The organism is Paenibacillus silvestris (assembly GCF_009882985.1).
Lineage (GTDB): Bacteria > Bacillota > Bacilli > Paenibacillales > NBRC-103111 > Paenibacillus_E > Paenibacillus_E silvestris.
On sequence record NZ_WTUZ01000007.1, the window covers coordinates 5,792 to 26,735 of the forward strand.

The 20,944-nt window shown below is 44.4% G+C and carries 17 protein-coding genes and 1 pseudogene; 8 read left to right on the top strand and 10 right to left on the bottom strand.

The genetic code is table 11. The annotated features are described in order from the left end of the window. Nucleotides 1–204 (bottom strand): annotated as a pseudogene (locus GQF01_RS02540) (cupin domain-containing protein); the annotation flags it as partial. Nucleotides 205–502: 298 nt separating this feature from the next. On the opposite strand from GQF01_RS02540, the gene GQF01_RS02545 reads away from it, so the two are divergent. After that, the gene (locus GQF01_RS02545) at nt 503–613 is read left to right on the top strand and encodes a YjcZ family sporulation protein (protein WP_161405328.1); all 111 of its coding nucleotides are present in this window, start codon (nt 503–505) and stop codon (nt 611–613) included. 217 nt (nt 614–830) lie between these two features. Beyond that, on the top strand, nt 831–941 hold the full coding sequence (locus GQF01_RS02550; RefSeq protein ID WP_127455728.1) for a YjcZ family sporulation protein: 111 nt from the start codon (nt 831–833) through the stop codon (nt 939–941). A 77-nt stretch (nt 942–1,018) separates the two neighbouring features. On the opposite strand, the gene GQF01_RS02555 is transcribed toward GQF01_RS02550, so the two are convergent. After that, on the bottom strand, nt 1,019–2,647 hold the full coding sequence (locus tag GQF01_RS02555) for a bacteriocin maturation protein (RefSeq protein ID WP_202556022.1): 1,629 nt from the start codon (nt 2,645–2,647) through the stop codon (nt 1,019–1,021). Nucleotides 2,648–2,852: 205 nt separating this feature from the next. On the opposite strand from GQF01_RS02555, the gene GQF01_RS02560 reads away from it, so the two are divergent. Continuing rightward, a complete protein-coding gene (locus GQF01_RS02560; protein ID WP_161405329.1) occupies nt 2,853–4,751 on the top strand; it encodes a TOMM precursor leader peptide-binding protein in 1,899 nt (632 codons plus the stop codon). Nucleotides 4,752–4,866: 115 nt separating this feature from the next. Here the strand turns inward: GQF01_RS02560 and GQF01_RS02565 are convergent, their stop codons facing one another. Beyond that, nucleotides 4,867–4,977 carry a YjcZ family sporulation protein gene (locus GQF01_RS02565; RefSeq protein WP_127455728.1) on the bottom strand — a complete coding sequence of 37 codons (111 nt, stop codon included), beginning with the start codon at nt 4,975–4,977 and terminating at the stop codon, nt 4,867–4,869. Nucleotides 4,978–5,449: 472 nt separating this feature from the next. Between GQF01_RS02565 and GQF01_RS02570 the strand changes: the two genes are divergently transcribed. Further along, on the top strand, nt 5,450–6,085 hold the full coding sequence (locus tag GQF01_RS02570) for a DUF1796 family putative cysteine peptidase (RefSeq protein ID WP_161405330.1): 636 nt from the start codon (nt 5,450–5,452) through the stop codon (nt 6,083–6,085). 153 nt (nt 6,086–6,238) lie between these two features. On the opposite strand, the gene GQF01_RS02575 is transcribed toward GQF01_RS02570, so the two are convergent. The 4 genes from GQF01_RS02575 to GQF01_RS02590 are packed head-to-tail and all read right to left on the bottom strand — an operon-like array spanning nt 6,239 to nt 10,378. Next, nucleotides 6,239–7,387 (bottom strand): glycerate kinase, encoded by a 1,149-nt coding sequence (locus GQF01_RS02575; RefSeq protein ID WP_161405331.1) that lies wholly within the window; start codon nt 7,385–7,387, stop codon nt 6,239–6,241. 33 nt (nt 7,388–7,420) lie between these two features. Next, nucleotides 7,421–8,569: an NAD(P)-binding domain-containing protein gene (locus GQF01_RS02580; protein WP_235958855.1), complete on the bottom strand. Its 1,149-nt coding sequence runs from the start codon at nt 8,567–8,569 to the stop codon at nt 7,421–7,423. A 12-nt stretch (nt 8,570–8,581) separates the two neighbouring features. Further along, on the bottom strand, nt 8,582–9,634 hold the full coding sequence (locus GQF01_RS02585; protein WP_161405332.1) for a Gfo/Idh/MocA family protein: 1,053 nt from the start codon (nt 9,632–9,634) through the stop codon (nt 8,582–8,584). Between the two features lie 6 nt (nt 9,635–9,640). Further along, entirely contained in the window at nt 9,641–10,378 is a 738-nt protein-coding gene (locus GQF01_RS02590; RefSeq protein ID WP_161405333.1) for a ThuA domain-containing protein, read from the bottom strand. Nucleotides 10,379–10,654: 276 nt separating this feature from the next. Between GQF01_RS02590 and GQF01_RS02595 the strand changes: the two genes are divergently transcribed. From GQF01_RS02595 to GQF01_RS02605, 3 genes are all read left to right on the top strand, one after another. Beyond that, complete coding sequence (locus GQF01_RS02595; protein ID WP_161405334.1) at nt 10,655–11,446, top strand: AraC family transcriptional regulator; 792 nt, start codon at nt 10,655–10,657, stop codon at nt 11,444–11,446. Between the two features lie 216 nt (nt 11,447–11,662). Continuing rightward, a complete protein-coding gene (locus GQF01_RS02600) occupies nt 11,663–13,201 on the top strand; it encodes a type 2 periplasmic-binding domain-containing protein (RefSeq protein ID WP_161405335.1) in 1,539 nt (512 codons plus the stop codon). Nucleotides 13,202–13,538: 337 nt separating this feature from the next. Then, a complete protein-coding gene (locus tag GQF01_RS02605; protein WP_235958858.1) occupies nt 13,539–15,653 on the top strand; it encodes a helix-turn-helix domain-containing protein in 2,115 nt (704 codons plus the stop codon). A gap of 77 nt (nt 15,654–15,730) precedes the next feature. On the opposite strand, the gene GQF01_RS02610 is transcribed toward GQF01_RS02605, so the two are convergent. The 3 genes from GQF01_RS02610 to GQF01_RS02620 are packed head-to-tail and all read right to left on the bottom strand — an operon-like array spanning nt 15,731 to nt 19,635. After that, nucleotides 15,731–17,755 (bottom strand): alpha-amylase family protein, encoded by a 2,025-nt coding sequence (locus tag GQF01_RS02610; protein WP_161405337.1) that lies wholly within the window; start codon nt 17,753–17,755, stop codon nt 15,731–15,733. A gap of 30 nt (nt 17,756–17,785) precedes the next feature. Then, nucleotides 17,786–18,661: a carbohydrate ABC transporter permease gene (locus GQF01_RS02615; RefSeq protein ID WP_161405338.1), complete on the bottom strand. Its 876-nt coding sequence runs from the start codon at nt 18,659–18,661 to the stop codon at nt 17,786–17,788. Nucleotides 18,662–18,681: 20 nt separating this feature from the next. Continuing rightward, the gene (locus tag GQF01_RS02620) at nt 18,682–19,635 is read right to left on the bottom strand and encodes an ABC transporter permease (protein WP_235958861.1); all 954 of its coding nucleotides are present in this window, start codon (nt 19,633–19,635) and stop codon (nt 18,682–18,684) included. Between the two features lie 577 nt (nt 19,636–20,212). Here GQF01_RS02620 and GQF01_RS02625 point away from each other — a divergent pair. Continuing rightward, complete coding sequence (locus GQF01_RS02625) at nt 20,213–20,920, top strand: GntR family transcriptional regulator (RefSeq protein WP_161405339.1); 708 nt, start codon at nt 20,213–20,215, stop codon at nt 20,918–20,920. Nucleotides 20,921–20,944: the final 24 nt, after the last annotated feature.

The following is a 20,944-nucleotide window of genomic DNA, read 5'->3' on the forward strand; positions in this document are numbered from 1 at the left end:
TAGAACGTAAAAAGATTCATCTTCTTTTTCATGCAAATGCAGTGGAGGTCCATCATCTTTCTTGACGGCACAATGCACGACGCAAAACTCTCCGTTCGTATCGTCCCCGCTTACCAATATTGAATTGACGTCACTAAGAAATAGGAATGTATTCTCTTTGTTATTATTTCTGTACATCACATCTGCTTTGCTTTGATTACTCATCTTTTACAGGCTCCTTCTTGGTGATAATTCTTGATGAATCATACTTACTGACCGGCCGGTAAGTTTAGTATAGTTGCTTCCTAAATCCATTTCAATAACTCTGACACGAATCATATAAAATCTTAATAATTATAATAGCCGTAGCGCCCACCAACCGAAATAGCGACCGAAGTAAAGCCTTATTAAAAAATCCCCAGTTATTTTAACAAGAAATTTGGGGCATACGTCCAATCAATTGCAATCCAATGGACATAATTTATACCGTAGTGACAAATTACCTTGGAGGGAATGAGTACACATGGGAGCAGTAGGTTGTGGTGCAAGTTGTGCAGGTTACGGTTCAAGCGCAGCAGCAATTTTGGTTCTTTTTATTCTTTTGGTAATCATCACATCAGCTTTTGTATGGTAATTTCTTAACCAACACTAAGAACAACAAGAAAAAACGGCCGTTATAACATGCGTGCCGTTTTTTTCTTGTTGGAACCAACCTGAATGAACCAATTGTATTCTTTATTATGAATGCGAACTATTCCAATACGCAATCTAGGGCATACGTCCAATCAATCGCTATTTAACGAACATATCTTATACCGTAGTGACAAATCACCAGAAGGGAATGAGTATACATGGGCGCAGTAGGTTATGGTGGTAGTTGTGCAGGTTATGGTAACAACGCAGCAGCTATTTTGGTTCTCTTTATTCTTTTGGTAATCATCACATCAGCATTTGTATGGTAATTNTAGTCCAAACACAATAAACAACATGAAAAAAACGGCCGCGAAATAAAATTCGGGGCCGTTTTTTTCCGTTATTCCTACAGATAGCGCTCATCCGGGGATTCCCCCTCTCGCAACAAAACGCCAAACACACCGGCCATTTCCTCTTTCAAAAACGGTTCTACTCCTAGATCCAAGACCAAGAGCCGCTTACGGTTGATTTCCAAAATCCGTAAAGCCGACTTCATAACTTCCGTTTGTAAAGTCTCATCACAGGAAGGGATTTCAATAATGAAAGGTAACTGTTCGGCTAGTTGGACAGACGATACCTCCCATACTTTCGTTGTGAAGCAAGCCTGTTGGTTTTGTGCCTCCATCAAAGTTTGCTGCAAGGCCCCCCGCAATGCCAAGGTCACATTCAAACCTACACAGCCATACCAACGATCACTTGCACCAACCCACACTACAGGGAATCCGAATACTTCTTCTCCTAAACCAACCATTGGCGTTCCCTTCATCATCGTCAAAGCCTGCAAATAAAACTCGCAGTGTTTATCTTCTATTGCAGACAACTGTACTCGAAAGACAGCTGGTAATTGATCTGCCTGTCGCTTGCCCAGTACCTCGGTCAAACTCCTTTGTAGCCCTCGGCCAATGCCTTCGGCAACAGTTTCTCCCGCTCCAACACCAATAAATTCTTGCTCACCTATCCTCATGCACTCTGGTTCCTGAGACGATAGAAGCTTCGAAACAAGCAGACCGGCCATTCGAGACACATAGGCTTCAATCCCGGTCAGCCCCGCTTCCCGCCTCGCCTCTTCATGCGTCAAATCGGCACAAATAATGTCTGTCAGAAGCCTAGCAGGCCCTTCCGATAGCGGATCGGCTGCCTGAACACGACATTGAGAGAGCGGCAGCTGCTTTAAGTCCCCCTCCTCCCACAGATGAAAAACCCCTGATTCCGCAGATGTCAATCGACTAAAAGAAACAAGTAATCCGTTCTCAATTTTGTCTGATCTCCGATCGAGCTGTAGATCGAAATCATCCATCCACTCAGCTGCGGTACGTCCAGTGACAAGTGGATGAGGCATGAACGAATGCCATTTCCCTTCCAATGTCTCCAGATTAAGCAGGAAGAATTGATTACTTTGTTCCCCATCACTCGGTCCCGTCATCTTGTTTAATAATTGAGACACGATCACATTCGCTAACATCGCTCCAGCTGTAGAAGAAAAGGTGTGCAGTTGAGGGTCCTTATCTATCGCAGATTCGTGAATACTGCGAAATGCTGACTCCCAGCATCCCGCACAGTCGGGATGGACAAGCGGACCCGCCAGCCCCACCTGCTGCAGACACACTGCGGGAAGATACACCTTCCTCTCCTCCCTGCAAATCGTGTGAAGAATTCGCAGCTGCTCGATATCACCTTCCTGAGACACAAACAAAATGGAATCAAATGGTCTCACTGCCTGTCGCCAACTGCTATCCCCTTCCTTATGCAAGGTAACTTCTTCAATGGTTACCTCAGGGTCTGTTTTACGGGCATCTGCCACCAGTTTTAACATCCGTTGCCGATCAGTCGGCTCTGAACCAGCGATTAGCACATGAATCTTGGGCATTCCGGATATAAGGAGCGCAGAAATGAGTGAAATCAAAAACGGACCAGCGCCAACCGCCAATACTTTGGCGTGACGATAGGATTTTGGATTATGGTTGGAATTTGTCATTTTATTCCTCCTTCGTCATTCCCGATCTTTCCCAACCCTTCACAAGTAATTTTATGTACAGCTATTTGTCCTCATGTTTTATACCGAGCAAAGAAACATTGTATGCACATTGTCCACTACGCGCATATATTTGTCTTCTCACAGATATAATGAAATCATCTTAAAGAAACGAGCGAGCACATGGCTGTGAGATGAGGTGAACGGCATGAATGCTATCCTATCAGCTGTCGGAGAAGGTGTATTGGCCGACTACGTATGCGGAGAACTATTGGACCGCTATGAGGTCGTTCGACAGACAGATTTCACTTCTGAAATACCGAAAGCAGCGAATTTGGTAGTGGTCCTGCACGATGACTGGCCTTCCTCAGGATACTTCGAGACTGAAGAGGTTCTACAGCAGGCTGGCATCCCTTGGTTGCGAGGCTTTTTTTTCATGGATGAGGGCATAGTTGGTCCGCTCGTTCGTCCGGGTACGCCAGGATGCTCCCAGTGTGCGGATAACCGACGTTTCACGGCGTCGCCTGGAGACCTGCAACACGTACAATCTTCGCCTTTAGGAATTTGGCATACAGCTCACTTGCTCATTGCAGAAATAGAGCGAGTGCTGCAAGGCAGCCGAACCCATACGGAGGAGCATATGTATATCGTTAATCTGAATTCTCTGAACAGCTCCCTCCATTTCATTCTGCCTGACCCGCTCTGTGAGGTGTGCGGCAGCTTGCCCGACGATTCATCAGCGGCGTCCAACATTTCGTTCAAGCCCAGACCGAAGATAAGCCCCGAGAGTTTCCGCTGCCGTCCAATAGACGACCTGAAACCACATTTGGCCAAGGATTATATGGATTCCCGGACAGGCGTTTTTAATGCCAAGGGGCTAGACCTTGTGTCGCCATTTGCCGGGGTGGGGGTCAATCTCCCGTCATTTCTATTGGGAGATGAGGTAACGGGAGGTCGCAGCTTTTCTTATGCGGAAAGCGAATTAACCGCGATCTTGGAAGGATTGGAGCGACACTGCGGTATAACCCCCCGAGGCAAACGAACTGTAATCTACGACAGCCTCAACCGTGTTGCGGATCAAGCGCTTGAGCCCTCCAAGGTTGGGTTATATTCGAAGAAACAGTATGCTCAGCCTGATTTCACGTTCGAACCGTTTGATCCCGACCTTCCGATCGATTGGGTATGGGGCTATTCACTAGTGCAGGAGAGCCCGCTCCTTGTTCCGGAAAGTCTCGCTTATTACAGCTCAGGATTCGGCAGCGGATTTGTCCAGGAAGGCTCCAACGGGTGCGCGTTAGGCGGAAGCTTGGAGGAAGCCATCTTACATGGGATGTTGGAAGTGACGGAACGCGACTCATTCCTGATGACCTGGTACGCGCAGTTACCAATCCCTAGGCTTGACCCCAATTCCGCTAATGACCAGGAACTGCTGCTCATGCTCCAAAGGCTGCGCGCAGTAGCTGGATATGATGTACATTTGTTTAACATGACGATGGAGAATGGGATTCCAAGTATTTGGGCACTCGCCAAAAGCGTCAGCCCCGGGAAGCTGAATCTTATCTGTGCGGCAGGAGCTCATTTGGATCCCGTACGGGCCGCGAAAAGCGCCATTCACGAATTGGCCGGCAGATTGATCTACCTGCAGGAGAGATTTGATGCGGGGCTGGAACATTTGAAGCAAATGCTCGACGATCCGTATCTCGTCTTGCAAATGGAAGATCACGCCCTGCTGTACGGTTTGCCGCAAGCAGAGGAACGACTGCAATTTTTGCTGGAGGGACAGCGTCCACTTAGAAGGTTTGACGAAGAGTTCAAGCGTAAGGCGAGTCATACGGATCTAACTGATGATCTGAAGGACACGATTGAGGTGTTTCGCCGCTTGAACCTCGATGTGATCGTGGTGGATCAGTCGTCACAGGAAACGCTGCGTAACGGGCTGCATTGCGTAAAAGTTCTGATTCCGGGAATGCTCCCGATGACGTTCGGACATCATATGCAACGCTTGACTGGGCTAAAGAGAGTACTTCAGGTGCCGGTGGAGCTTGGGTATGCGAAAAAGCCGTTGAAGATTGGGCAGCTCAATCCGCATCCGCATCCATTTCTATAGGATTTGCGGTTGATCATTTTTCATAATAAAATCATGATCAACGAGAAAAAACGGCCCATCATCGCATCTGTTTCGCGATTGGACCGTTTTTGTTTTTCTCAGTTAGATTGAGAAATTACCATACAAATGCTGATGTGATGATTACCAAAAGAATAAAGAGAACCAAAATAGCTGCTGCGTTGTTACCATAACCTGCACAACTACCACCATAACCTACTGCGCCCATGTATACTCATTNCTCTGGTGATTTGTCACTACGGTATAAAATATGTTGGTTAGGTAGTGATTGATTGGACGTATGTACCCTATTTCTTATTGAATAGCCGGTATTTATAATAAACATTTCGGACAATGAAATCGAACAGAACTGAGCACCCAGAAAAAATAGCTGCAAATTCCAGCTATGTGCCCACGCATTATTTTTTAACTTGAATCTTATATAGTAACCACCACAGCAACTCATCTTAGATTTGACCTTCATTTACCATAAAGGCCACCCTTAGATTAAGATAAGGGTGGCCTTTTTAGTGCCTAGTGCGTAAGCATTCACTTCACCATGTATGGATAAGACCAGTCAGTACCCAACTCACCCATCACCCACATTTGCCGTATATTTGCCCAAGCACAATTTGAATTTTTGCATATTTTAATTCTACTCGTCATTGTGGAGATCGTTTGTTGAAACGGGAGTGAAAATTATGAAATGGCGCGATTCCCTAGGTGGTTATAAGGCCTACGTGAGTCTGGGGTCCACATGTCAAACAGCCTATCAGCTTAGAAGACTGGGCTTACGAAAACATGCGGGTCCCTTAGATTGGTTTGTTTCCGATTCAATCGGGGGAGTGGTTCGTTTAATAGATCAACGTTTCAAAGGATTTATGGAACCTAACCAGCTTGAACTTATCGGTACAACCTATGAGTGTTTTGTTGTAAGAGATAACGCAACTGACATTATATCTTTCCATGATTTTCCCCTCTATCTTACTGCTGATCGATGGCGGGATGCTTATCCCGAGTTTAAACAAAAGCTCAATCGACGCGTAGATCGGTTTATGAGAACCATTCAAAGTCAACCCATTCTTTTTATTAGAACCAATTCTAATAGAAAGGAAGCGCAGGAGCTGCACGCAGCATTAAAAAGGCTTATGCCCGGAAAGTTCCACCTTCTGATCGTGAATAACCACCAGGAAGATCGCAAAGACGTGATTTACGAGGATTGGCGGCTAGGTGGCATTAGCTCGGTGCTCCTACCGAAAGGAGAAGACTGGCGAGGACTTAACCAAGCTTGGGATACGTGTATGAACGGCTTCAAATTGAAAGCTTCGACCCGTTAAAGCCATGTTTTCATTACAAAAATCACTATTTGATTGCAGCAGGTACTTCTTCAATTGTGATTTTTCCCATTAGAAAAAAGACTTGATTGCTCAAGCCTTTTAGAAATTCTTGTAGATCCCAATATATGATTGATGGATGCTTAGTCGTTTTATCTAAACCAGGTAAGAAGATACCTTAATTGATAGTGTTCGTATGATCTGCTCACTCGCTTGCTCTAACAACTCAGGTGCTTGCTTCATAGCTTCTTCTAATGGCATAGGACCGTTCATAATGCTATGAACACTATGAATACCAACATCGTACAACAGTTCGATCCCTTTGCCTACCGAACCAGCGAAGGCAATCGTAGGAACATTGAATTTGTGTGCCTCTTGAGCAATGCCCATCGGTGTCTTGCCAGATACCGTTTGGTTGTCAATCCGGCCTTCTCCTGTTATGACAAGATCTGCGTCTATTAGATGCTGACGCAATGAGGAATACTCGATAACAACATCAATCCCGCGTTGCAGCTTAGCAGGAAAGAAAGCAAGGAATGATCCACCAAGACCGCCTGCAGCACCAGCACCGGGCTTATCATGCAGATGCATGCCTGTATGTGCTTCGATAAGATCAGCCCAATGTGTCATATTTCGCTCAAGTTGATTCATCATTACAGGGGTAGCACCTTTTTGAGGACCAAAAACATGAACAGCGCCTTCGGGTCCGATCAAAGGATTCTGCACATCCGAAGCGATCAGAAATCGAGACTCGGCAATTCGTGGATCCCATCCACGATTATCGATGGTCACAATCTTGTCCAACGCCCCTCCTCCCCATGAAACATCTTCCCCATCTCCGTCTAGTAATCGCATACCCAACGCTTGCAGCATCCCTGCACCACCATCAAGCGTAGCACTCCCGCCAATTGCCAAAATGAATTCGCGATATCCGGCATCAAGTGCTTTGGAGATTAATTCACCCGTTCCATAAGTTGTTGTTAGTAGTGGATTTCTTTGATCTTCCGATAATAAACAGATACCTGATGCACAAGCCATCTCGATTACAGCGACCGAGCCTGACTTAATCGCACCGTAGTTGGCTTCTATCAGATTTCCTAATGGCCCAGTTACTATTGCCGAATTATACACGCCTCCGATACCTTCTATCAGGCAATCAATTGTCCCTTCTCCTCCATCGGCTACCGGAATGAGTACAGTTTGAACATTGGGCATATATCTCCTAAAGCCCTTGTCAATAGCTAGTGCTGCAGCGGCTGCACTCATGCTTCCTTTGAAGGAATCTGGCGCAATAATGATCTTCATTGTCTTCCCTACTTTCCAAATGAAAAAGGCCATCTATTCAGCAAGCACGATATCCCATTCATGAATCTCATAATTGCGGGCTCCCTCAATAATATAAGGATCCTCTTTCACCCATGCCTCGACTTCATCTAGGCTATTTCCTTTGTAGATAACCAATCCGCCAGCTCCATCTGTAAATCGTCCGTTTGCCAGCAGCTTGCCTTCTTCTCGCCGATTCGCTAGAAATTGTAAATGTTGTTCTCGAAACTTCACGCTTTTATCCGCATCTTTCATCGGTAGAAAAACGGCAAAATGCAGGAGCTCTTTATTCTCGTCCCGCTGAAGTTGAAAGCCCAGCATAGCGGACATATCCTGCCCTGCGAAACCGTTTCGGATCGCGCCTTTCAGCAAGCTTCTTACACGGTTGCCGACAGATAGATCTACACCGCTTTGCTTGGCCATTTCAATTGCGAGGTCAAGATCTTTTCCAAGAAGCTTAATTGCAAAACCAGGCTTGTAGTCTTCCTTAGCGATGTGATTACTATAGTGACGTTCAAGCATGCGGCTTCCTGCAAAGCTCGAACCTAAAATCTGCACAAGTTTCTCTTCTCCAACAGATGATTTCCTTCCAAGCGCCAAACCTTCACTAACCGCTTGCGTATGAATACCAACCATCAGTTGATTAATAAGTTTCACGACCGAGCCGCTTCCGCTGCTGCCAACGTAATCAACTTGCTTGCCGATTGCTTGAAGCACGGGGAGCGCTCGTTCAAAATCGTTTCTATCACCGCCGACCATAATGCTCAGTGTACCCGCTGCGGCACCTGTCGTACCACCGCTAACCGGCGCGTCGAGAAATGGAATGCCGCGCCCTGAAGCAGCTACGTATATTTTACGATTTAACTCCGGACTAACTGTACTGTTGTCAATCAGCATGAGACCCTCACGCCCATTGTTAATCAAACCGTTATCATCCAGATACACCTGTTCTATATCAGCAGGTAGCGGTAGACATGTCATAATCAAGTCCATGTGTGAGGCAAGATCCGCGATAGTGTGACCCGTATGTCCCCCTAATGCTTCAAGCTGCTCTTCAGCCGCTTTGCTTCTGTTTATCCCGTATACCTCATAGCCTGCTTGAATTAAATTTCGAGCCATTGGCAAACCCATATTGCCGAGACCAATAAATCCGATTTTCTTCAAAATAGTACCTCCTCATCTAATAACCGTATCTATGGATATGGGGATCTTCTCTCCCCGTTTGGCGCTCTCAATTGCAGCAAAAACCATAGCCATGCTCACCAAATTATCGGAACAATCCGTTTCTGCTTTTCGGCCTTCATGAAGCGATGCCATCATCTCATCGAAACAAGCGTCATGCCCTTCTTTTCCAGTCCAGATCTCGGAAGATCCAACTGTTTCAAACTCCTGCATGCGTGAATCAGCAGTCTCTTCTCCCCGCAACACGTTGCAATATGGATCATTGTCGCCATCCCATATGAGTGTGCCTTTAGAACCTACAACCCGCCAACTTGCCTGCCAAGATGTTGGTGCGCCATGTGCACACCATGATCCGTTGTATGAAAACACCGATCCATCCGACATCTCGAAGATACAGATTGCCGAAGCGTTTCCCTTATACCAAGAATACGGGGGATTGAACTCATGGCAATACACGGATATGGGATCAGCCTGAAGCAAATACCTTGCCTGATCGAACGTATGAATAGCCATATCCAATAATAAAGGATTATTCATGACATCACGAAATCCGCCGAAGTGCGGTCCCAAGAAGAAATCCGCTGTTGTTTGTCCGGGCTTTCCAATTCGATCTTGATCGATCATTCCTCGTGCTTCCCTGATCTGTTTGGAAAAGCGGCGATTCTGCATAACGGAATATGTCTTGCCATGCCGTCGTACAAAACCCTCCATCTCGATGGCATCTGCCATCGAAACGGCCATTGGCTTTTCGCCGATCACGTCGCAACCTAATTCTACCGCTTTCATTACAATTTGCTTATGAACCTCGGGAATCGTCACATCGAAGACTAAGTTCGAATCCGTTTGGCGTATGGCGTATTCCAAATCTTCGCTGCATAAGCAGTCAATCCCAAATTCCCTTGCCATTGCTTCAGCAGCCGATCTATTAATATCAACCAATGCGACGATTTCTATATCCGCACGAGACATCGCATACTTCACCCAGCGCTTAGCCATATTCCCACAACCGACTTGTGTAAGCCTATATGTTTTACTCACAGCAGACATGATGGACTATACCTCCTGCTGCGACTTAAGCTTTTCTAACGGCTTGCGGTTGCCGAAGCTAGGTGCCGGTCTTGTCGTCGGCGCTGCCCAATGCACAGTATTTCGAATAACAGCTCGGATTTGATCATTGTAATAGGTCGGATACGTTTCGTGCCCAGGTCGGAAGTAGAATATCTTTCCTTGCCCGCGCTGATACGTGCAGCCACTTCGGAACACTTCTCCGCCTTCGAACCAACTGACGAATATAAGCTCATCTGGCGTTGGGATTTCGAAGCTTTCGCCGTACATTTCCTCTTGTTCCAGTTCAATATATTCCCCAATGCCTTCTACAATTGGATGGCCAGGTGCCACGACCCACAGTCTTTCCTTCTCGTCGGCTTCTCGCCATTTCAGGTTGCAAGTTGTGCCCATCAGCTTTTTGAATATTTTAGAGAAATGCCCCGAGTGCAGAACAATCAGTCCCATCCCCGCTAATACGCGTTTATACACGCGCTCTACAATTTCGTCCATAACCTCGCGATGTGCTTTATGTCCCCACCAAATAAGTACGTCTGTTTCATTTAGCCTTTCTTCCGATAGTCCATGCTCTACTTCTTCCAAAGTCGCGTAACCAATCTCCAGTTCACTACCTAAACCTTCCCCAATAGCATGATGGATTCCCTTCGGATAGATTGCTTTCACTTTCTCGTTTATCTGCTCATGTCGGTATTCATTCCAGATCAAAACACGTTTTTTTTCGTTCATACGAATTCGCCTCCTAAATTTTCAATGTGCTAATATACCTCCGATTATAGACACCTCCACTAAACAAAAGATACGATCAAACCTGACCTCTTCTTCTCCAAAAATGACATCCGTGATATACTGATTCCGTAATTGCCTACAAAAGCGAGGTGCTCCTCATTGAAAATCTCTAGCCATGTACACGTGTCTCCCGTCAAAGAGGAAATTGTCGACTACTTCAACCCTTCTCTATACTTGAAAATATGGGAGATAGATCTTAAGCCCCTAAAACCCGATATGGAGATCACTGGAACCTGGCATTTCCATAAAGAAGTCGAGTTTCTGATCGTTACTGAAGGAAATATGGGTGTTCAAACAAAAGATGAGTATTACTCGCTTCAAAGCGGAGACACTGTCCTTCTAGGTTCCTCCGAGTTGCACAGAACGCATAGAACGAGCTTGTCTCCTTTAAAATTCATTGTTTTCCAAGTCGATATATTTCGGTATTTCGACCAAAGCGACCTTCCTTACCTGCATGGCTTCTCTGAAACAACTCGTGCGCTAAGTGAGCTTAATTATTTGCTACGTGAATCTCCAAAAGTGCGCCAGGAGACATTCTCTCTTATTCAATCCATATACGATGAATCTCAGCAAAGAGAGCGTGGTTACGAGTTGTTCATAGGCGCCGCCATTAAGCGTCTACTTTGGCTTCTCGTTCGTCACGATACCCGTGGTCTTCTTCAGAATAACGATTCCTACGATATTCAACGACTCCGACCTGTCTTCGACTATGTCGAGCGCAACCTGCATCATAAAATTACGATTGAAGATGCATGTACGCTCCTTAACTTCAGTTACCATTACTTTATCCGATATTTCCGTTCCGTCATGGGATGTTCATTCATAGAGTTTATTAACCATAAACGCATTAAAAACGTCGAGAGACTTCTTCTTACCCAAAATTTAAGTATTACTGAGATTGCCTATGCATCCGGTATACCAAGCACAGCGCAGTTCTACAAACTGTTCAATCGTTACAACAAATGTTCGCCTAAAGAATTCATAAAGAACATGAGTGGCAAGAGATAATTGGAACTATCTGCTTCGGACTTTTCTTACACTTTTCCAAGTTCCCAAGCCTTAAATCCCACATTCCACCGCATTCGCAAGGACAATTATTTTCTCAGAAGATCTATACAAGTAATGTCTCTATTCTGCCCTTTGAATGGAAATTATGATGAAGTTGAAGCTATGGCGCTCATCATCACGCTGCGCTTTAACACTATTTCGGGGAGGATACGAAAGATGAACGTAGTAAAACGATTACCGGTTTTAATCATGATTCTCACAACAATTACATGCATGACGGCATGCTCATCTAACGTGGGGAACACGCAAAGCAACTCGAAGGGTACTGAAAACGCTGTCAATTCAACAAAGGAGCCTCTCTCCATTCAAATGTTCGCGGGACTATATAATGAAGTCCCTGAAATGACTGATGCTTTTTGGACGGAATGGCAAAAGAGAACCAATACGAAGTTGAATATGGAATGGGTACCTTCTGGGGACTTGGACACGAAATTGGATCTCTTGCTTGCATCGGCACAATTGCCGGAGGTGCTGTCAGTTCCAGACTTCAAAAGGCCTTCATTGATCGGCGCAATTAAGAGCGGGGCTTTCTGGGATCTTACGCCTCTGCTTGGCGATTTTAGCAAATATCCCAATTTGAAAAACAATGTCAGCTTGAATGCATTCAAGTATAGAACGGTTAACGGAAAAATTTATTCTCTGCCTGGATCACGCTCTGCGATTGACCCAGGAATCAAGATTCGCCAAGACTGGCTCAAGAAGCTCAATATTCCCGTACCTACAACGCTTGACGAATACGCAGATGCACTAGTCAAAATCTCACAGGGCGATCCTGACGGAAACGGTCGCGCTGATACGCTCGGATTAATTGGCGGAGGCGTTATCATTAGCGATGGCGACGCTTCATTTGCTTCCGGCTTTGGAGCCATGAATCCAACCTACAACAACGAAGGAGGACTTATTTACACAAACCTAAATCCTCAATATACAGATACAATCGCCTATTTCAGAAAACTCTATCAGTCTGGTGCGCTATCTAAAGAGTTTGCTGTAACGAAACGTACCCAAGCGCAAGACCTATTCACAACTGGACGCGCTGCTTCCTATACAAGAAGTATCTGGTGGGATAAGGAATGGGAGGATTTGATTAAGAAGAACGGCCAACCGGAAGCAAAGATTCTCAATTTGACATTAAAAGGTCCGAAGGCTTATGCCGTTAACTTGACGATCGGCGGCACCGGAAGCTTCCTAATCTCCAAGAAAGTTCCAGAAGCCAAAGTCATACAACTGCTTGACTATTTCGAGAAAACGGCCTCTAATGAAATGACCGATTTAGCTTATTATGGAATTGAAGGCGTTCATCACACCGTAATAGACGGACAAAAGGTCCTCAATGAGAAAGGTGTTAAAGAAGTAAACACCACAAGCAAAAACGCTGGCGTACTTGCCACCATGAAATGGGGAAAAGTCATCAGCGCATCGGGAGATAAAGCTTATAATGATGCCAAAATAGCTGAAGTAAAAAACTTTGACGAAATCGGCAGCGTGGATCCGTTCAACTATCTCAATTCAGACACATGGAATGAACTATGGGCTAAGCGCCAAGATGAGTGGAAATCCATGGTTACCAAAGCAATCGTTGGTCAAATTACGATGGAAGAATACCAAAAATATGTAGACACTATTAACAACTTGCCAGAGGCTAAAAAAGCATATGCGGAATTCGCGACCCAATATAAAGCGATAAAACCGTGATTTATATCCGTACGCATTGATATACAGGAAGGAAGGTAATCAGAACTCATTCTGATTACCTTCCTTGTCTATTTATTTCTAGCTCTTGTAGATCCACGGAGAGAGAGGGAATGCCATCATGAATTGGCTAAGAAAAATTCAACACCTATTTCAATACGCAATACCTCGAACTAATTACTTTAAACGCCTCGTATGGTTGGGGTGTATTTCCGTATCTCTGCCTCTTATCATACTCGGTTCCGCCTATTATCAAATTTCCGTTGAGAAGCTTAAGCATCAATTTCAAGAAGATAGCCTTACTTCTCTTACTCAATTAAAAGATAGAACGGAAAGCGCAATGACAAGCGTAGAATATCAATCTTTACAGTTGCTTAACAACCCTTCTCTTCGTTCCGCGCTTGGACAGCCCACATTCTCTGAACAGTTTGTTACGCAGTTGGAGCTCCTCGACTATATGCAGGTTCAGAAAAATGCAAGTCCTCTGATCCAGGACATCGTATTCTACAGCAGCATGTCCGATACAGTACTTACTAATTTCTATGGAAAGTCTACGCTTGAAAATTCACCACAGCAGAGTAGCATCCAAGCTGCTATGAGTTTGACTAAAAGCGAGGGATGGACTTATTTTCCTGGCTATCGCCAAAACGGATATATCTCCTATGTTCGTCAACTTCCTGTCATGAGAACTGGCCCTTTGCAAGGCTTGCTTATCTTTCAGGTCAAAGCCAGCGAAATTGAAAAACTTATCTTTCAATCCGTCACTGACAAGCTATCAGAATCTCTTATCGTAATCGATTCGGACAATACTATACTGCTCCATTCAACCGATTCATCCTTACTAGGAAAATCGACGAATGAATTGCCTCTGTACAAGAGCATTTTGACTTACGATGGCAAAAATCAATCCTTTATCACAACAAACGAATCCGGTGAGAAATTTCTAACCGCAATCAACAAATCTTCGTTGGGAAGAACCTATATCTCGCTCTGGCCGGAACAAGAACTAACAAAACAATTAAATTGGTTACGCCTGCTTATTGTGAGCTCCGTCATTATTATTCTCATATTTGGTATTATCCTTACGATCGCCTCTTCAAAGTTCGCTTACAGTCCAATCGATCAACTGATTCGGTATGGAGGACAGTTGCGAAACGGTGCTCTAGGGCGTGTCTCAGGTTCTGGAAATGAGTTGGATTATATCCGTTCAAGTTTGGCCTATTTAAATGAGCAGGCCAGTTCTCTCCAAAACTATGTTCAGAAAATCCAACCAGCCTTACGCGATCAATTTATGATGAAACTTCTGCTTTCAAGTAATGTCGTAAAGCTCGCTGAAGTCGAAGATGGTTGCCAGTCGTTTCAACTGCCTATGAGTGGTCGTTTTGCCGTGCTCATTGTGAGACCGGAAAACTTGTTTAAGGAAAAGCGTTTTTTTCCCAATGAGGGGCCTGTTATTGCATTTGCTGTGAAAAACGTCATGCATGAGTTGATTGATCATGAACACATATCTGAAGGATTCGTTCTAGGCGAGGATGGAAGGGAATCCATTGCCGTCATACATTTCAAGGATTCAGCCAATGAGACAGATAGGAATCAGGCTCTTCTTGCTTATGCAACAAAAATTCGCGAAATTCTTCGAACGCATCTTTCCTTCGATGTTTCAATTGGAATTGGTGGTTTGCGTTCAGAAATCGCTCTTATTTCCGAATCCTACAAAGAGGCATCACGCGCTTTGCAACAACGGTTATTCGATGATAACCGGACCATTTTTCTATTTGAAAGTAAAACAGCTACAGCAGAGAGATTATCCCTATTTAATTACCCCAAGGATATTGAATTATCAATTACAGAGTACCTTCTTCAAGGCGATCATCTGATGGCGAAACAATCGCTACAGCTTTTTTACGAACGAATACGTATCTCCGATTCTTATAATACAGCCATCTACTGCTACCATATACTTCTGTCCTCCATCATTCAATCGCTTGAAGAAATGGGCTATGGCGTGCTCGACAATCTTGGGGATAATCTATTCGTACAGCTTAAGGCTAGACAAACCTACAGCGAGGTTCAGGAATGGTTCATCGAAGTTCTCTTCCCCATTCATAAACAAATTGCCGAACAAAGCCGTACGAATTCAACGCGCAAAGCCGTACAACTTGTCTGTCAACACATTGAAGCCAACCAAGGCATGCCTTCTCTAATTGAATGCGCAGAACTCGTCCAAATTAGTCCTTCCTATTTAAGTCGATTATTCAAGCAAGAAGCTGGAATGACCTTTATTGAGTATTTAATGAAATACAAAGTCGAACGAGCAAAAAAATTACTGGAAGAGACTAACTATAGCATAACTGAGATTGCTGAAATCATTGGCTACTCTGAAAGGAATCTGAATCGGGCGTTTCAACGACATGTCATGATGTCCCCCAACCAATATCGTTTATCATTAAGGTAGGAGATCCATGTTGGCAAAAAAAGCCCACACATTTTAGGATGCAGGCTTTTCTAATGTTGCTATATCAAATTGTACCACTATTGAAATTCAATTAGCAGGCATTCCCAAATATCCAGCTTTGGCAGTCTAAGGACTAGATGATTCCCCTTTACATCATACGCAATGGATTCGCCGGATATCAACGGCCGTACATCGGCTATTTTCCGGCCTCTAAGCGCTATCTTTATTTCAATGTTATGAAGTGGAATGTTCGTTGCGAGCGGCCTTCTTCCGACTCCGTTAACCAGATGGACAAGCCACTGGCCGCTTTTCTCGAACATCGACATCTGCAAGCCATGATATTTGGTAACCTCGACCATTTTATCCTCGCCAAGTGCTATGTTAATTATATTGGATACTAATTCATAATGCTCACCCAACTTATACTCATTAATGAGGGCACTCAATGAAAAGGTGAGATATACAGAACCTCCGAGCCCCGATACATGATGAATGCAAAGTGGAATATCGGTATGGCTGACTGGTAATGATGCTCTTTCGGGCGGAGCACCGACGCTTTCTAACGGAGAGAACGGCGGAACCAACGTTGCCAGCACGCTCGATTTCGCGTTTGTCGGCCTAGTATAATGAACCTTTCCACGATGCGGAATTAGCTCCGTATCCTCCATTCCAATCTGAAGCGGATTGTTAGCTCCTTCAAAACGTAGATATGCGGCCGTTAGGTATTCGCTGACAGATGAACCACCTACTATTCCTAACAATTTCCGCAACTCCAGCTGATCCGAGATTTCTCCCTCGCTAATTAGATGTCCACCTTCTTCTACAAACTTTCTCAGGACAGCAGTGAAATCATCGGTTACGTTCATACCTTCAGGCAAAATAAGTGCCTTATATCGCGTCAGCCGTTCCGAAGTAGCCTGTTCTTGCAATAACACGTCAAACGGTATTTGACAGTTGATCAATCCATCTGCCCAACCCTCTGCTGCTGCATCAGCTGTCCACATTAACCCTACCTGCGCTAACGTTTGCGCCTTATCCATATACATCTCTACTTTACTGACATTTCGATTAAATTCGGCTACCGTTTCAATAATTCGTTTATCCGTGATCGTATCGGGAATGCCAGTCAGAGAATGCCATATGCTTCCTCCATGAGAAGTAATTTGAGCCAACCAGAAGCGATATTCCGCCGGCGGTAAGCCCGTATGCCTCCACTCCATGCCAGGGCTTGAGTGAACGATTCCAAGCGGCGGAGGGTTGTCTGGAATCGAACGTCCAAGCTTTATGCTAAGCGCAGGCTTCCAGAACTCCGGAATACGATGATGCCCTTCTGACAAAATATCTTGCGGTTCCGTACATAATATATCCGTAGTTTCCATACGAGCATACAGATTATCTTTGTACAGATTATAATATAGAATCATGGGTACTTCTGGAGATTTTCTCTTAATAAACTTGTACATTTTGTCCATATTATCTCGTATACAGGAAGATGACCAATCTACAGCAAATAAGTTTCGGTCAAGTGGAATTTCAACCCCATAGCGATTACGATATTTATCCTTGCACACTTCGCAGTAACAAGGCACATAATGCGGCGCATTAAAAAATATGCCATCTACATCGTAATTACTTAGCACTTCTTCGAGCACAGGTATCGCCACGTCTTCATTTCGATAGCCGCTATTTAAACACGTACTCATAAGTAGTGACCAATTGCCAGGGCGCTCAGCGCCAATAATTTCCGGCAATCCTGTAGGTTGTCTTACAAACCAATGTGGCTTCCTAAGGTAAACAACATCATCTGTCTTGCTGAAATCCACTCTTGCTATGAAGCGAATATCTTGTTCATGACAAGCCTCAATAACTTCCTTCAGTAGATCAGAGTCCTGAGGAAGGTACTCATTTACTTTATGCCCGTCTATCTTAGATGGATACCACGCATAGATGCCGCCGACATTAAATACGAGCGCCGTAGCACCCATTTCTTTCATTTGCGACGCCAATTTACGAGGATTAATTAAGTGGGTATCCCTAATCTGCAAGTTGGTCTGTATAATACGTTGAGGCTTATCTAACCAATTTATATAATTTCCTACCATTTTCATCTCTCCTTCATATAAATTCTTGAGTTAGCCTTTAACCGAACCAAGCATTACTCCTTTAGCAAAGTGCTTCTGGAGAAACGGATAGACAACAAGAATAGGTAACATGGCTAGCACGATAGAAGCCATCCGTATCGTTTCTTGTGGAATGGATTTCTCATCTCCGCTAGCTCCTGCCATTCCCGCATTATCTGAGTCGATGACCAACGACTTTACCAACACCTGCAGCGTCCACTTTTTCGAGTCCGATAAGTAAATGACAGCGTTGAAATACGTGTTCCAATGAGATACCGCAAAAAATAAAGTGAATGTAGCAATTGCAGGCATGGATAACGGGATTACGATGCGCAAGAAAACACCAATATCTGAACAACCATCAATTTTGGCTGCATCCTCAAGCTCAGAAGGCATGGATTCAAGAAAACTCTTAATAATAATCAAGCTCCATGCACTTGTTAAGACGGGCCAAATCAGTGCCCAATATGAATTTAACAACCCAAGTTGCTTGACTAATAAATAACTCGGAACGATGCCCGCATTAAATACAAGCGTGAAAATAATAAATCCCATCATCGCGTTACGGCCTGGCATTGCCTTTTTTGTTAATGCGTATGCCATCGAGAACGATACGATCAAATTTAATGCCGTACCTACAACCGTGATGAACGTTGTGCTCTTCAGAGCATTGATGAAACTACCCGTAGATAGGATATAGGAGTACGCCGACAGCGACCATTTTTGTGGAAATAAATTAAATTGCAACGGGATATACACATCCGGGTCCGTAAAGGATACGCTGAATACATAGAGAAACGGAGCCAGACAAATTAATGAAATTAGGCTTAGTAGACCATAGTTAATCCAATCAAATATGGATATTTTTTTACGTGTAGCTACACTCATTTTTCTTCCACCCCTTTTCATTAATAAATTCCTTCATGACCTAACTTTCTGACTATATAATTAGAGGTCATGACCAGAATGAAACCGACAACACCCTTGAACATGCCGATCGTAATACCCGCGCTGATCTGACCTCTCAAAATCCCTTGTGTATACGCATACGTATCGAATACTTGAGCCACTTGCATAACAAGGGGATTCATCATTAGCAGCATTTGCTCGAAACCGACGTCAGTTATTTGACCTATTCGCAAGATTAATAGAATAATGATTGTCGAACGAATGGCAGGTAAAGTGATATGCCAAATTTGGCGAAATCGATTAGCTCCATCCACAACAGCAGCCTCATATCTTTGTGGGTCGACCCCAGCCATCGCTGCAAGAAAAATGATTGTACTCCAACCTACCTCCTTCCACATGGTCTGAGCAGTGATTAATCCCCAAAAGTACTTCGGCTCTGATAAAAAAGAGATGGTTTCAAAGCCCGCAGCGCTGATCAGCTTATTCACAAGCCCCACATCCGTCGATAGCACGAAGAAGGTCATACTCGAAACAACAACCCAAGACAAAAAATGGGGCAAATATACAATAGATTGATTGAATCGCTTGAATACCTCATGACGAACTTCATTTAACATCAGCGAGAGTAAGATAGGTAATGGAAACATAAAAATGATACCGAACACATTAATGGCTAATGTATTTCGCAGCATGATGTAGAAATTTTGATCCGCAAACAAATCACTAAAATGTTTAAAACCTACCCATTCGCTACCTGTAAAACCTAAATAGGGACTGTAGTTTTTAAATGCGAGTAAAAGCCCAAATAATGGAACAAATTTGAATACAATAAAAAACACGATGCCGGGCAGAGCAAGCAAATATATCAATTTATGTTGTATCATTCGCTTGCTCAATTGCTTCCAATATCCATTAGACGTAAAAACTTGATCGGCTCTTTCGATCTTCAACATAGGTCGCACCTCTCCTTCATGACTGTTAACCAGATTATGCTTATTATTGTACGGCCACGGGAATGAGCAAAATAGGGACATAAATTGAAAATGACCAATACGGAGTATCGGTCCAATTGAGATGAAAGTTATGTCTGCTTCTTAATAGCCTTATAGCGTACGGGCCACCATATTTCCTGTACGATTCACAACTTAGCCTTGCAAGTAGAAAGAAATGTCTATCCAACAAGCCACTCCTCCCTCCTTCCTTTCTTCCCTAACGTCACAATAATCAAAGCTCCTTGTTCGAACGAAAGTCATCATTTTCCCCTCACATGATCCGCCATCCAATAAATTGTTCTAGACAAATTACGTTCCATAATTGCCCAATACGATCAACAAAATCGCTAATCCCCTGTGAAAATAGGCTTTTTCTCCAAGATTTCTCGAAATTCATCTAGACCAATTTACGGAAGCTTAACCTGCCGTTAGCATTCTTTGCGTGCTGGTTTATTCCTTACTAACATTCGGACCTTATGCTGAATACAGGTTGATCATCCTTGGTTGTGGCCACGGCAAAGGAGCGAATGTAGCTGTTATGGTAAATCGATATTCAGATATTTGCACCATTCTCATCAATGAAATTGATCAGGGGCTCTTCCTTGAAGGAGAGAGGCTGCCGACGGAGAGAGAACTGTGCGGTCGCTTCGAAGTCAGCCGGGAAACGATCCGCAGGTCGCTGAAACACTTGATCGAGCTCGGCCGAATCCATGGCATACAGGGCTCGGGCTACTATGTACGTCGTCAAGGTCAGCATATGAAAAGCACCATTAACCGCTTCTCCAGCATTACCGAGCTTATACGCAATGCCAATCTCACTGAAGGTGATTTGGAAGTTCAGATTTTCAAACGAAAGCCCAACGCGCAGGAAATTCAACTGCTCGATCTCAGCAGCCAGGATGTTGTCTTCGTCATCGACCGGATTCGAACGGCCAACCGCGAGCCGGTGGTTTACTCCAAGAACATCCTGCCCCAAAGCATTGTAGGGGCCGATTTTCCGGAGAAGTTCGAGCCTGGCTCCCTCACGAAATGCCTCAGTCAGAAATACGGCATTACGATCGCGGAAGCGCTGATGGAAATTTGCGCAGTGACGGACGAGGACATGCTTCCGTACCGACTGAAGATGAGCAACTCCCCCTTGCTCAAGTTCATTCAAGTTCATTATGACCCCAAGGGGGCGCCGGTCTTTCTCTCGTACGACTTTATGCGCAACGATATGATCCGCTTTTTTGTCCGTCGCACCTAATTCGATTTTCGTCCAAAATCCATT

Bases quoted from the DNA above. Each gene is read 5' to 3' on its own strand.
- GQF01_RS02545 (WP_161405328.1), top strand. From the start codon at position 503: ATGGGAGCAGTAGGTTGTGGTGCAAGTTGTGCAGGTTACGGTTCAAGC.
- GQF01_RS02550 (WP_127455728.1), top strand. From the start codon at position 831: ATGGGCGCAGTAGGTTATGGTGGTAGTTGTGCAGGTTATGGTAACAAC.
- GQF01_RS02555 (WP_202556022.1), bottom strand. From the start codon at position 2,647: ATGACAAATTCCAACCATAATCCAAAATCCTATCGTCACGCCAAAGTA.
- GQF01_RS02560 (WP_161405329.1), top strand. From the start codon at position 2,853: ATGAATGCTATCCTATCAGCTGTCGGAGAAGGTGTATTGGCCGACTAC.
- GQF01_RS02565 (WP_127455728.1), bottom strand. From the start codon at position 4,977: ATGGGCGCAGTAGGTTATGGTGGTAGTTGTGCAGGTTATGGTAACAAC.
- GQF01_RS02570 (WP_161405330.1), top strand. From the start codon at position 5,450: ATGAAATGGCGCGATTCCCTAGGTGGTTATAAGGCCTACGTGAGTCTG.
- GQF01_RS02575 (WP_161405331.1), bottom strand. From the start codon at position 7,387: ATGAAGATCATTATTGCGCCAGATTCCTTCAAAGGAAGCATGAGTGCA.
- GQF01_RS02585 (WP_161405332.1), bottom strand. From the start codon at position 9,634: ATGTCTGCTGTGAGTAAAACATATAGGCTTACACAAGTCGGTTGTGGG.
- GQF01_RS02590 (WP_161405333.1), bottom strand. From the start codon at position 10,378: ATGAACGAAAAAAAACGTGTTTTGATCTGGAATGAATACCGACATGAG.
- GQF01_RS02595 (WP_161405334.1), top strand. From the start codon at position 10,655: ATGGAGATCACTGGAACCTGGCATTTCCATAAAGAAGTCGAGTTTCTG.
- GQF01_RS02600 (WP_161405335.1), top strand. From the start codon at position 11,663: ATGAACGTAGTAAAACGATTACCGGTTTTAATCATGATTCTCACAACA.
- GQF01_RS02605 (WP_235958858.1), top strand. From the start codon at position 13,539: ATGACAAGCGTAGAATATCAATCTTTACAGTTGCTTAACAACCCTTCT.
- GQF01_RS02610 (WP_161405337.1), bottom strand. From the start codon at position 17,755: ATGGTAGGAAATTATATAAATTGGTTAGATAAGCCTCAACGTATTATA.
- GQF01_RS02615 (WP_161405338.1), bottom strand. From the start codon at position 18,661: ATGAGTGTAGCTACACGTAAAAAAATATCCATATTTGATTGGATTAAC.
- GQF01_RS02620 (WP_235958861.1), bottom strand. From the start codon at position 19,635: ATGTTGAAGATCGAAAGAGCCGATCAAGTTTTTACGTCTAATGGATAT.
- GQF01_RS02625 (WP_161405339.1), top strand. From the start codon at position 20,213: ATGGTAAATCGATATTCAGATATTTGCACCATTCTCATCAATGAAATT.